The organism is Actinoalloteichus fjordicus (genome assembly GCF_001941625.1).
GTDB lineage: Bacteria > Actinomycetota > Actinomycetes > Mycobacteriales > Pseudonocardiaceae > Actinoalloteichus_A > Actinoalloteichus_A fjordicus.
In genome coordinates this window covers 1,781,073-1,793,210 of the sequence record NZ_CP016076.1, presented here as the reverse complement: position 1 = coordinate 1,793,210, position 12,138 = coordinate 1,781,073, and the positions used below count along the sequence as shown (strand labels likewise).

At 69.1% G+C, this 12,138-nt stretch carries 10 protein-coding genes, 2 tRNA genes and 1 pseudogene; 5 read left to right on the top strand and 8 right to left on the bottom strand.

The window, feature by feature from the left end; translation table 11 throughout:
• Positions 1-64: 64 nt before the first annotated feature.
• Positions 65-141, bottom strand: a tRNA-Pro gene (locus UA74_RS08160).
• A gap of 135 nt (positions 142-276) precedes the next feature.
• Here UA74_RS08160 and UA74_RS08155 point away from each other — a divergent pair.
• Positions 277-347, top strand: a tRNA-Gly gene (locus UA74_RS08155).
• Here UA74_RS08155 and UA74_RS08150 read toward each other — a convergent pair.
• The 3 genes and pseudogenes from UA74_RS08150 to UA74_RS08140 all read right to left on the bottom strand — a co-directional run.
• Positions 319-738 (bottom strand): annotated as a pseudogene (locus tag UA74_RS08150) (tyrosine-type recombinase/integrase); the annotation flags it as partial. The gene UA74_RS08155 and the pseudogene UA74_RS08150 overlap by 29 nt on opposite strands.
• A gap of 870 nt (positions 739-1,608) precedes the next feature.
• A complete protein-coding gene (locus tag UA74_RS08145; protein ID WP_449688580.1) occupies positions 1,609-2,388 on the bottom strand; it encodes a YqeB family protein in 780 nt (259 codons plus the stop codon).
• Positions 2,389-2,414: 26 nt separating this feature from the next.
• Positions 2,415-3,419 (bottom strand): hypothetical protein, encoded by a 1,005-nt coding sequence (locus UA74_RS08140; protein ID WP_075739725.1) that lies wholly within the window; start codon positions 3,417-3,419, stop codon positions 2,415-2,417.
• Between the two features lie 47 nt (positions 3,420-3,466).
• Between UA74_RS08140 and UA74_RS08135 the strand changes: the two genes are divergently transcribed.
• Positions 3,467-4,090: a TetR/AcrR family transcriptional regulator gene (locus tag UA74_RS08135; RefSeq protein ID WP_075743546.1), complete on the top strand. Its 624-nt coding sequence runs from the start codon at positions 3,467-3,469 to the stop codon at positions 4,088-4,090.
• Between the two features lie 474 nt (positions 4,091-4,564).
• Here the strand turns inward: UA74_RS08135 and UA74_RS08130 are convergent, their stop codons facing one another.
• On the bottom strand, positions 4,565-5,362 hold the full coding sequence (locus UA74_RS08130) for a peptidoglycan recognition protein family protein (protein WP_075739724.1): 798 nt from the start codon (positions 5,360-5,362) through the stop codon (positions 4,565-4,567).
• Positions 5,363-5,364: 2 nt separating this feature from the next.
• Here UA74_RS08130 and UA74_RS08125 point away from each other — a divergent pair, with 2 nt between their 5' ends.
• The 3 genes from UA74_RS08125 (at position 5,365) to UA74_RS08115 (ending at position 9,013) form a co-directional block, all read left to right on the top strand.
• Complete coding sequence (locus tag UA74_RS08125) at positions 5,365-5,547, top strand: hypothetical protein (protein ID WP_075739723.1); 183 nt, start codon at positions 5,365-5,367, stop codon at positions 5,545-5,547.
• Positions 5,548-6,007: 460 nt separating this feature from the next.
• Positions 6,008-8,407 carry a phosphoketolase family protein gene (locus tag UA74_RS08120; RefSeq protein ID WP_075739722.1) on the top strand — a complete coding sequence of 800 codons (2,400 nt, stop codon included), beginning with the start codon at positions 6,008-6,010 and terminating at the stop codon, positions 8,405-8,407.
• Positions 8,408-8,632: 225 nt separating this feature from the next.
• A complete protein-coding gene (locus UA74_RS08115; protein ID WP_075739721.1) occupies positions 8,633-9,013 on the top strand; it encodes a hypothetical protein in 381 nt (126 codons plus the stop codon).
• 242 nt (positions 9,014-9,255) lie between these two features.
• Here UA74_RS08115 and UA74_RS08110 read toward each other — a convergent pair whose 3' ends face one another.
• The 3 genes from UA74_RS08110 to modA all read right to left on the bottom strand — a co-directional run bounded on the left by UA74_RS08110 (position 9,256) and on the right by modA (position 11,947).
• Complete coding sequence (locus tag UA74_RS08110) at positions 9,256-10,308, bottom strand: ABC transporter ATP-binding protein (RefSeq protein ID WP_075743545.1); 1,053 nt, start codon at positions 10,306-10,308, stop codon at positions 9,256-9,258.
• Entirely contained in the window at positions 10,305-11,069 is a 765-nt protein-coding gene (locus UA74_RS08105) for an ABC transporter permease (RefSeq protein ID WP_198042964.1), read from the bottom strand. The genes UA74_RS08110 and UA74_RS08105 overlap by 4 nt, the downstream gene beginning before the upstream one ends.
• 68 nt (positions 11,070-11,137) lie before the next feature.
• On the bottom strand, positions 11,138-11,947 hold the full coding sequence (gene modA, locus UA74_RS08100) for a molybdate ABC transporter substrate-binding protein (protein ID WP_232237672.1): 810 nt from the start codon (positions 11,945-11,947) through the stop codon (positions 11,138-11,140).
• Positions 11,948-12,138 lie beyond the last annotated feature (191 nt).

Below are 12,138 nucleotides of genomic sequence, written 5' to 3'. Positions count from 1 at the left end.
TGGGACATCACGAGGCCCCGCCTCGGCCGGTTCCCGTGACCTCCGGGTCCCACCTGCTCACACATGGTCGGGCTGACAGGATTTGAACCTGCGACCCTCCGCTCCCAAAGCGGATGCGCTACCAAGCTGCGCTACAGCCCGTCGCGCAGATCCTAGCGCACAGCCGAGGCGACCGAGACCGCGTGATCCACCCGGCCGCTGATCGAGATCCGACCCCGTCATCGAAGGCCCTCGGCGGCACGCTAGACTTCGATCGCAGCGCCGTCAGGCGCACTTGCGGGCGTAGCTCAATGGTAGAGCCCCAGTCTTCCAAACTGGCTACGCGGGTTCGATTCCCGTCGCCCGCTCAAGTGGTTCTACCGGTGGAAACGGCGCCTGCTCCCGGTCTCGGGAGGGGCGCCGTCGTCGTTCCGTGCAACTAACGTGCAATTGGCCGTCGTCGTCGCGCCGGACCAGGTCGTTGAGGCGTTGGGCGATGGCGCGGCCCCGCTCGGTCGTGGCGTGCTGGTAGATCAGCACGGCCCACATGGAGCCGTGGCCCTTCCGGTGCATCAGCTCGCGGGTGCGGGCTCCGGCCGTGGCGGCGAGGTGTTTGCCGGTGTGGCGCAGGTCGTGGAAATGGAAGCCGCTCGGCAGGCCTGCGGCGACCACGGTGCGGGTCCAGGCGGTGGCGCGGTGGAAGTTGCCCCGGCGTAGCGGGCCGTCCCGGTCGCCGGTGAAGACCAGGCCCTCCGTGCCGTCTTCGGCGTACTCGGCGCTGTGCTCGCGGGGTCAACGGGCCGTTCCTGGGTCGCCTCCGGGCCGCCGTGGGGCCGTGGGAGACCGCCAACAACGAGAAACGACGCTGACCGACGGGAGAAATCTCCCGCTGGTCAGCGCTGTTCCAGAGCCTGTGCTCAGGCAGCCTGCTTGGTCTCCCAGGAGATCTTGTCGATCTGGTGGTGGGATTACCAAGTCGCGAGCCAAGCAAGATGCCTGGGAACTACAGCGATAGAATTTGGTCGAACCCACACTTGCGTAATTCGTCGAGTCGCCGGAGTGGCGAGTTGCGCCGAACGGTCGATCCCAGGCGGCACGCGCGCAAAGTAGATTCAATGCCTGACTCCCCGTTAGACGTGCCGATGTAGAGGTCGGAGCAATAGAATGGGGGCAGACCGCAGTGACTTCGAAGCGCAAGAGTTCCGGAATGCTGCATCATCTCCTTGTGCTTCTGATGGTCGGGCATCTCGGCTTCGCGTCACGGATCAGACTCCTCACACGACGAAACCGCGGCGCGAGGTAGTGTGCGAACCGTCTGAACGCGCAGGCGGGCACGTCTGGATACTGGTCGGGGACCAGGCAGACGCCTGACAGTGGAGGCGTCGGCCCGGCTGTGTCGAGTCGTGTGGGGCGGTTGCCCTGTACGCGACGTGATCGGGCTGTTCCAGGTCGACGAGATGGCGCCAGAAGCGGGAAGCAGGGCCGTGCCCTGCCTGACCAACTGCCTGACAAGGGCCCATCACGACGGCGGCCCGGCAGACGTCCACGGATTGAACGAGCGCGCTGGCCTGGGCATCGTCGCTCGTCGAACCGGTGTCCCGGTTGCTTGGGGACGAAGAGGTCTTGAGCTCAGGTGTCACCAGCCTGCGGGCTGCAGGCAGAACGAGGCGTCGTCGTGCTGGGATGCTTTCCCGCCTTCGGATCGGTAGAGCGTTTGGGTAGTTTACTGAAACGGGTTGTGTCGTGATCAGTCAGGAAGCGCCACTGTTGACCGTTGCGTGCGGTGCGGTCGCGGACGATGACGCCGAGGTCCTGTAGTCGCTCCCGAAGGTCGGCGGCCTTGTCGCCGTTCTTGTCACGCAGCTCCCGGCCGCGTTGCCGCAGTATTTCGTGGATGTCTGCGGGCAAGTCGGGGGTTCCGTCGATCCAGGGTCGGAACCGGTGCTCCTGCGGGTCGCGGTCCCCGGCCCACGGGTATCCCGCAGCCTGGAATGCGGCAGCGAGACGGCGGGACCCGATATCAGCGTCCCGGCGCAACAGTTCACGTTCATCTGAGCCGACCAACACTAGGTCGTGCGGGTCGACGAACACGGCGGCGATCCGCACGCGCTCGACATAAGTGGACGTCTCGTCGCGGTGCACGGTGACGGCGTCGGCGCCGACGTCGACAACCGTGGTCTCCCGCAGTATCTGCCGCACGAGCAGCATCACCACGAGGAGTCCGGCGACGGCACCACCGCCGACCAGCCACGGTGTCGGTATCAGCGCGAGAAGACGAAGGGGGCCGGGGGCTCCGTCAATCACGTCGAGCAGCCAATGGGTGACCGGCGCGACGAGAAATCCCAGCGCGGCACCCACCGGCGGTCCGATCGCCAGGATCACGCCGAGAAGTACCGACGAGATGCGCACTCGGAAGTGCACAGGTTCGGTTGTTTTCACCCGTTCATCCGTTCCTCGGAAGTCGCCTCTGACGTGGTGCGGTACACCGCCGCGGTCACCGCGATCGCCAGCACGAGAAAGACGGCTCCCTGTCCGAGCTTGGCCGCGAACGACACTCCCTCGGGTAGCGGAGCGACGAACCCGATCAGCACGCTGCCAATGATCATCGATGTGCCGAGAAGCCCGATCTCGCGGGAGCTCCAGCGTCGACGCGCCGCGAACCATCGGAGCAGGACCACGGCGGCACCGAGGAGTCCGACACCGATCGCGAACCCGGTCCAGGACGAGGGCAACACATCGAACGCGACCTTGCCCACGACACCCGCGCCGAGAACCCACGCTGCGGAGACCGCACGCCCGTCAGGAGCCGCACGGATCGGCTGGCCGACACGGGACATGGCCAGCGCCACGAGAACGGCCACGACCAGGAGGACGCCGACCACCTGACCGGCCGAGGGAACGTAGTCGTAGGTGGAACGGCCGTCGCCGTGGACGAGTGCCGCCGCACCCAGCCACAGGAGCAGCGTCACGGCGATGCCCCACCGGCCGAGCAGTGGCCGTCCACGCACGGACGGAACCAGCGCCTGGTGGACGGCCAACGGTGCACCGATGCTCATCACGACGTGGCCGATCACCCAGCCCAGGGTCGCCGATGCGCTCAGCTGCAGCGGCTCGATCAACGTTGGTTCGCGCAGCTCGGCCCAGTAGGGGATGTCCGGCCGTTCCGCCCCGAACATCGCCAGGTCGACCACGCCCGGCATCGCCACACCGAACCCGGCGGCCAGCAGCAGGATCCCGGTCCATCCCCGACCAGTACGCACCGCGATCTCCCGGATCAGCAATGCAGCACCGCCGTAGAGCGGGGTGAAGATCAACAGTCCGATCAGCATGGCCGCCAGGTCACCGGTGGAGGACAGGTAAGCCTGCAGGTACTCGGCCGTGATGGGTGCGCCGACGGCGATCCCGGCCACCGAGGCGAGCGTGACCCAGCGAAGCGACATGCCGCCACGTTAACCGAGTGGCCACTCCATTAACTAGGGTGGGGGTCGTGCCCCGTCCTGTCGATCCAGCGCTCCGGCGAGCCCGTCGGCTCCAGATCATCGACGCGGGCCTGACGGCGTTCGCCGAACACGGGGTCGGAGCCACCACCGCCCAGATCTGCCGGATCGCGGGGATCGGGTCGGGCACCTTCTTTCACCATTTCCCCACCAAGGACTCACTTCTGCTGGCGATCCTGGAACTCGGCGCTGAGGAGACCCGCGCGTTCTTCGCCACGCGGGCGTCCGACGTCGCCCCGCGTCGGACGCTGCTCGACTACGTCACACACGCCGTCGCCGACCTGACCGACCCACGGGCCGCGGCCTTCATTCCCGTCGTCGGTGCCGCGGCGATGCGCCCGGAGATCGCGGCAGCGCTGCAGGTCGAGGAGGACACCATCCGGACCTCGCTCAGGGGTGTCGTGGCTGAGGCCCAGCGGCAGGCTGACGTCCGGACCGACCTCACGGCGGACCGGCTCGCTGTCTGGATCATGCTGTTGATCGACGGCTTCGCCGCACGGGTGGCGGGCGGCGGCTTCGACGCGGTCGCGGAGACGCCCTTGCTCATCAAGCAGGTCGAGATGCTGCTCGACGGTGCCGCATTCGCACCTGACATGCGGCCTCGTTCCCGTTGACCGGGCGGCACCCGGGCAATCTGACTCGCCTCAGCCGTCGCTGACAGCGGTGTACCGAGACGCAGCATGCATGGAGGTCGAAAGACGAACTGCGTGGCGACCGCACCCACATCACCGCCACTGCTGGTCGTCCACGGACGCGACAACGACGCTGAACGGCATGTTCCCACGCCCCGTCCACGCGCACTCGTTGTCTCACGCCGAAAAAACCGGCCGGCTGGCTCGGCAACTCCGGCCGTGGAACTAGCGTGGAATCACGAGCGGTCAATCACGGTCGGTCGTGGTGCCGCGTGTCTGATGTTCACCCTGGTCAGCGACGACGTGCGCCAGTCTGGCGAGGCCTTCCCAACTGGCTACGCGGGTTCGATTCCCGTCGCCGCTCCAGCAGGCAGTACAGATCTGCGCACTCGACGGTCGCCCTGTTCGAATCCGAGCAGGGCGACCGTCGACGTCGTGCCTCGACCGCGCGATGCCCTAGCTGCTCGCGGCGAGCGTCTGCCGAGTGAGAGCCTCGACACGGGTGAGCGGTGCGGTCCAGGCGGCCGCCCAGGTCGCGGGACCCACCACGCCGTCGGCGCCGAGGCCCTTCTCCCGCTGGAAGGCGAGACAGACCTCCCGCGAACCGGCCCCGTATGCGCCGTCCACGGCTAGCGACCAGCCCCGATTGAGCATCTGCTGCTGCCAGGTACGCACGCTGCTGTGCGTCGTCACCGGCGGATAGCGGAAGTAGACGCCGGGCCAGGCGGGCGCGGGCGACGGGCCGCCGCCACCACCCGGATTCAGCGAGCCGTCCTGGACCAGCGCGTACAGCCTGCTGCCCGGACAGGAGGTGGCCAGGTGGTCACGGTGGCCGTTGATGCCGTTCGCGGCGTTGCCCACACTGCGGAGGTTGGCGATGGCCGATCTGATGCCCGCGGTCAGCCCGGCGGGAACGGTGTCCGCATCTCCGATGAGAGCGCACACCCCATACCAGTTCTGATTTCCGGGATTGGTTCCATTGGCCGCCGTCCGGACGTTCGGACCTCGGCCGTGGAAGACGTAATCGTGGACACAGACGAGATGCGTGTAGGCGATGTCGGCCCAGCCGTTGCCGTCCATGTGGCCGTTCTGAATTCCCCGGACCTGCGCCGCGCACTGCGAATGATCGGGACGGGCGACGTTGCCACTGCCCACGTAATGCACGGTCACCCCGCCGTTCTGCGGCGTGATGTTGTTCGAGACGTTCCTGGGCGCTCTGGCTCCCCAGCTCGCTCGGCTCACGAAGGTCGTCATCGGTGGCCTCCCTGCTGACAAGCGACCCCGGCGTCCAGGGGCTCACCGGTGAACTCGTCCACGGCGCCACGTACGAGATCCGCGGAGCCGGGCCCGGCTGCCGCGCCCTGACCGACGGCGGCGGCCGCTGCGGCAGGCGCGAGCACCGTCATCGCCACACCGGCGGCAAGGACGCCGCCGGTTAATCCCAGGAAACCACGTCTTGATCGATCTGGTTCGAACACTCGACATCCTCCGAGGGGTGCCTTCGAATGGACTGAACGGAATCGTCGACGATTCGGTCCGTCTGGAGAATCGTTTTCACTAAGCCCGTGATGTCAATACGAGCTTGGCGGAACCGAATGTCAGCCCACTCCGAGACCGGCGAGAGAGGCGACTCTCAGTTCCCCCCAGAACCATGATGAGTAGCTTTTCAACGCATCGAGCAGACGGAGCGTAACGCGAGGCGCTGTACCGATCAACGGTTCACCGACCCAGCGGCGAAGTTTGTGAATAACCTACAAACTCGTGTCGGTCGTACGACGCACGCGACCTCCCCAGACCGCGGAGCCGCCCCGGCCGGCTTGTCCGCGTTTCGACTGGCTGCCCACCGGGCACGCTGAGCAGGGCAGACGCCGAGGAGCCGTGCGGGTAGAGGAGGCGAGGATGACGGTCGGGACCGATCCGCGGAGCGGAACTCTCACCGACGCCGAACTGCAGAACCTCCACCGGTGGTGGCAGGCGGCTAACTACCTCTCGGTCGGGCAGATCTATCTCATGGACAACCCGCTGCTGCGGGAGCCACTGCGCCCAGAGCACATCAAGCCCAGGCTGCTCGGGCACTGGGGGACCACACCGGGCCTGACCTTCGTCTACGCCCATCTGAACCGCGCGATCATGCGGCGTGACCTGGAGATGATGTACGTGACCGGTCCCGGCCACGGCGGTCCCGGCATGGTCGCGGCCTCCTGGCTGGAGGGCAGCTACGGCGAGATATACCCGGACGTCGGTCAGGATCTCCCCGGGCTGCGCCGACTGTTCACCCAGTTCTCGTTTCCCGGCGGCATCCCCAGTCACGCGGCGCCGGAGACGCCGGGCTCGATCAACGAAGGCGGCGAACTCGGTTACTCCCTGGCCCATGCCTACGGCGCGGCGTTCGACAACCCCGGGCTCACGGTGGCGTGTGTGATCGGCGACGGCGAGGCCGAGACCGGACCACTGGCGACCGCATGGCACTCGACCAAGTTCGTCGACCCCGCTCGGGACGGCGCCGTGCTGCCGATCCTGCACCTCAACGGATTCAAGATCGCCGGTCCCACGGTGCTGGCCCGCATCCCAGAAGAGGAGCTGCGCTCGCTGCTGCGCGGCTACGGACACGAGCCGTGGTTCGTCAGCGGTCGCGACCCGGTGGCGATGCACCATGCCTTCGCGGGCGCCCTCGACGCCTGTCTGGACGACATCGCCGCGATCCAGGACCGGGCCCGCGGTCGAGGCACGATGGAACGGCCGCGCTGGCCGATGATCGTGCTGCGCACCCCGAAGGGCTGGACCGGTCCGGCGACCCTGCACGGCAGGCGGGTGGAGGGCTCCTGGCGCGCCCATCAGGTACCGCTGCCCGCGCCGAGGGAGGACCCGGATCAGCTCCGGCTGCTCGACGCCTGGCTGCGGGGCTACGACCCGGCCGCGCTCTTCCAGCCCGACGGCGCTCCGATCCGCGAGATCCGGGAGCTGCACCCGGCGGGCACCCGCCGGATGAGCGCCAGCCCGCACGCCAACGGCGGCCTGCTGCTGCGGGCGTTGCGACTGCCCGACTTCCGCGACTACGCGGTGGGGGTGGACCGCCCCGGCGGCACCAAGGCCTCCGCCACCGGCGTGCTCGGCGAGTTCCTGCGTGACGTGCTGCGGGCGAACGAGGCCGAGGGCACCTTCCGACTGTTCTCGCCGGACGAGAACAACTCCAACCGGCTCGGCGCGGTGCTGGAGGCCACCGGCCGCGCCTGGATCGCCGAGGCCCGTCCGGACGACGACGCGGCACTGGTCCCGGACGGCAGGCTGATGGAGATGCTCTCCGAGCACACCTGTCAGGGCTGGCTGGAGGGTTATCTGCTCACCGGAAGACACGGCCTGTTCTCCTGTTACGAAGCCTTCGTGCACATCGTGGACTCGATGTTCAATCAGCACGCCAAGTGGCTAAAGGTCTCGCGTGAGCTGACGTGGCGCAGGCCGATCGCCTCCCTCAACTACCTGTTGACCTCCCACGTCTGGCAGCAGGACCACAACGGCTTCTCCCACCAGGACCCGGGATTCATCGACCACGTCATGAACAAGAAGGCCGAGGTCGTCCGCGTCTACCTGCCGCCGGACGCGAACACGCTGCTCTCGATCGCCGATCACTGCCTGCGCAGCAGGGACTACGTCAACGTCATCGTGGCAGGCAAGCAGCCGGAGGCGCAGTACCTGGACGTCGAGTCGGCCGCGACGCACTGCATCAAGGGGATCGGCATCTGGGACTGGGCGAGCAACGACGAGGACGGCGACGTCGACGCGGTGCTCGGCTGTGCGGGCGACGTGCCGACCAAGGAGGTCCTCGCGGCTGTGAGCCTGCTGCGGACCCGGCTGCCCGAGCTGCGGCTGCGCGTCGTCAACGTGGTGGATCTGATGCGGTTGCAGGACGAACGGCAGCATCCCCACGGGCTGCCCGATGCCGACTTCGACTCGCTCTTCACCACCGACCGGCCGGTGATCTTCGCCTACCACGGCTACCCGTGGTTGATCCATCGACTGACGTACCGACGGGCCAACCACGAGAACTTCCACGTGCGCGGCTACAACGAGGAGGGCACCACCACGACGCCCTTCGACATGTGCGTGCTCAACGGCATCGACCGCTTCCACCTCGCGATGGACGTGATCGACCGGGTGCCCCGGCTCGGCCCGACGGCCGCGTATGCGCGTCAGGAGTTCCAGGACGCGCTCATCAGGCATCGGCGATATGTGACGACCCGAGGCGAGGACCTGCCCGAGGTGCGCGACTGGTCGTGGCCGTCGTGGAGCAGGACGGCCTGAGCACCGCGTGCCGTAGGCGGACCGGCTGCAGGCCGCGCCGCTGCGGTCGCTGGTAGTCCGCCGCCGCTCTCGGCCCGACGAGCCACCGGGGCGTCGGGGCGACATCCGGCCTTCACCGTGAACGACGACACGATGGTGGTCGCTCAGCGATTCCGCCTGGTCACCCGGCGGCCGAATGCGTGAATTCCCGCAGGCGACGCGGCCACCCGGCCTAGAGTGAGGATCATGTCCGCCGAACCACCTGCAGGCAGCACACCCCCGCACTCCGCTGTCGCGGACGACCTCGCGGGCAGCCTCGCAGCACGTCGCAGTCTCGGTCCCGACGCGGAGGAGGCGGTGATCGCGTCATTCCTCGAACGCACCGGGGAGTCGATCGACCGGCGGGTCGAGGAGCGAGTCGCGGCCGAGCTGGCCGCGCGCACCGACACGTCCGCGTCGGATCGGTCGGACCGCAGGCGCAAGGACAGCCAGTCGCTCGCGCTGGCGATCATCTCGCTCGCCCTCGCCGTCCCGATCACGATCCTCGCGCCGGTCGGCGCCGGGACGCTGGTGATCGTCTGGCTGGCCATCGTCGCGGTGAACATCAGTTTTCGCACGACCCGGTGATCGAGGGACCGCGAGGGGCACGGCAACGGATCTCCGGCGTCCGGCGACAGGCGCAGGCCACCGACGCGCCCCTGTCTGAAGCACCAGGATGCGGTTCGTCCCTGCTCCTGCCCCGGTCGTGACGCCCTGAGACCTCGTCCGGGCCGCCTGCATCCCACCCGGTGACGAGGCCGCCGCCATTGCTCGGCACGGCGCCCGGATCGATCCGGGGCGCGGGCCTGCCTGCCGAACGCCCCGCTCGTTCACGGCGGATAGCACCGCACCTCGTCGGGCCGCACCGCCGCCCACAGCCGCGCGCCCGCCGCGAGACCGAGTTCGGCCATCGCCGCCGGGGTCACGTCGGCCGAGATCCCCGGTGGATCGGCCAGCCGCACGCGCACGCCGATGCCCCCTGCGGCCACCTCGGCGACGGTGACCGGGCGGCTGCAGGGGACCGCCTCGCGATGCAGGGTCACCGCAGCGGGCGGGAAGGCGACGAGGACCGAGCCGGTCTCGGATCGCCCACCGGCCTGGGCGACCCTGCCGAAACCCTCGATCTCGACGTCGGCGCCGTCGACCGTCCCTCGGCACAGGTTCAGACCGACCAGGGCTGCGACGTAGTCGGTGCGGGGTCGCGTCGCGACCTCGGCGGGGGTGCCGTCCTGGACCACGGACCCCGCTTCCAGGACGACCAGCCGCGTCGCCAGCGCCATCGCGTCCAAGGGGTCGTGGGTGACCAGCACCGCACAGCCGTCGAAGTCGGCGAGTTGCCTGCTCAGTTCGGCACGGACCGCCAGCCGGGAGCCCGCGTCCAGAGCCGCCGTCGGCTCGTCCAACAACAGCAGGCCGGGCCGGACGGCCAATGCCCTGGCGAGTGCGACCCGCTGTGCCTGACCACCGGACAGCCGGGCGGGCAGCCTGCGGGCGAGCTCGGCGAGGCCCAGCCTGCCCAGCCACTCCATCGCCGACGCTCGGGCGACTCGCCGCCGCACGCCTCGTGCCCTCGGACCGAAGGCGACGTTCTCCAGTGCGCTGAGATGCCCGAACAGCCGGTGATCCTGGAAGACGACACCGAGGTTCCTTCGCTCCGGCGGGACGAAGCGATCCGGCCTGCCCGGCTCGTCGACAACCTCGCCCGCCAGCTCGATCCGCCCCTCGTCCACGGGGAGCAGGCCCGCGAGCGCCCGCAATGCGGTGGTCTTGCCCGCGCCGTTGGGCCCCAACAGGGCCACGACCTCCCCCGGCCGGACGCGCAGGGCGAGATCGAGTCGGAATCCGGTGTCGCGGCGCACGATCAGCCGAGCATCGAGAGTCATCGCAGCCCGCCCGTCCACCGTTCCCGCAACGACACCAGCACCAGCACGCAGACCGTCAGCAGCAGCAGACTCAGGACCACGGCGGCGTCCGGACTGGTCTGCAGGGCGACGTACACGGCGGAGGGCATGGTCTGGGTCGCACCGGGCAGGCTGCCCGCGAAGGTGATGGTGGCGCCGAATTCGCCGAGCGCCCGCGCCCAGCAGAGCACCGCCCCCGCAAGCACGCCCGGCGCGACCGAGGGGAGGGTGACGCGGCGGAAGACGAGCCACCGCGAGGCCCCCAGGGTGGCCGCCGCCTCCTCGAATCGTCGATCGGCGCCGCGGAGGGCGCCCTCCACCGAGAGAACCAGGAACGGCATCGCCACGAAGGCCTCGGCGAGTACGACGGCCAGGGTGGTGAAGGGGATCGACACCCCGAACCAGGTGTGCAGTTGCTCCCCGACCAGGCCCCGTCGTCCCAGGAACAACAGCAGTGCCACGCCGCCGACCACGGGCGGCAGCACCAGCGGCAGCGTGATCAGCGCTCGCAGCACCCGACGGCCGGGGAATTCGGCTCGCGCCAGCACCCACGCCAGCGGTACGCCCAGCAGGAGACACAGCACGGTCGCCAAGGTCGCGCACAGCAGGGAGAGTCGCAGTGCCGAGCGCACCTCCGGGGTGGCCAACCGCGCGGGCAGCTCGGCCCACGGGGCGGCGGCCAGCAGGCCGACCAGCGGTCCGATCAGGAAGACGGCGGCCAGTCCCGCGGGCAGGATCAGCATCGGTGGAACGCCGAGGACCCGCGATCGGCGGCGGGCCCGACCGGCAGGCATCCGAGAGGACCGGGGACTCACGGGAGATCGAAGCCGAGGTCGGTCAGCGCCTCTTCGCCTGTCTCGGAACGCACGGAGTCGATGAACGCCTCGGCCAGCAGGGCCTGCGGCGCCTCCGTGACGACGGCGACGGGGTAGTCGTTGACGACCTGAGCGGCCTCGGGGAAGTCGACGCCGCGCACCGTCTCACCCGCCGCCCGGATGTCGGTGCGGTACACCAGCCCGGCATCGGCCTCACCCAGCACGATCTTGGTCAGCACCGCCTTGACGTCCTGCTCTCTGGTGTCCGGAGCCGGCTCGAGTCCGGCCAGATCGAAGACCGCCTCGGCCGCCGCGCCACACGGCACCTCGACAGCGCACAGCGCGATGGTGTTCGCAGGCTGCGCCAGGTCGGCGAGGCCCTGGACGTTCGCCGGATCGTCCGGCGGCACGGCGATCTGCAGCCGGTTCGAGGCGAAGACGACCGCGTCCGAGGCGGTCAGGCCCGCGTCCACCGCCCGGTCCATGGTCGGGATGTCGGCGGTGGCCAGCACGTCGGCCGGTGCGCCGTGTTCGATCTGCTGCACGAGGGTGCCACTGCCCGCGAAGCTCAGTCGCACCGTGACGCCCGGGTTCGCCTCCTCGAAACGGCCTGCCAGCTCGGTGAACCCGTCGGTGAGCGACGCGGCGGCGAAGACGGTCAACTCTCCCGTGAGCGTCTCTCCCGCATCGGACTCCTCCGTCGCAGCAGGCGAGCCGCCGTCGACCGATCCGGGTGCGACGCCGCAACCGAGCAGCGGCAGAGCGCATAACGCCACGGCCGCTCCGCGCAGGACAGGTGCCACCACGCCTCCTCTCCTCTCCGAGACATCGTCGACGATCGCCACCATGACGACGGAGATGCGGAATCATCCGCCGTGCCGAACCGCATCTTCGGCGATGTGTCGACGAATGTCCACCGGCTGAGCGATCGCCGGTCCCTGGACGGTCGTCTCCCAGCCTGCCTGCCTGTGAGAAGGCCCGTGCGGACGTCGGCGGG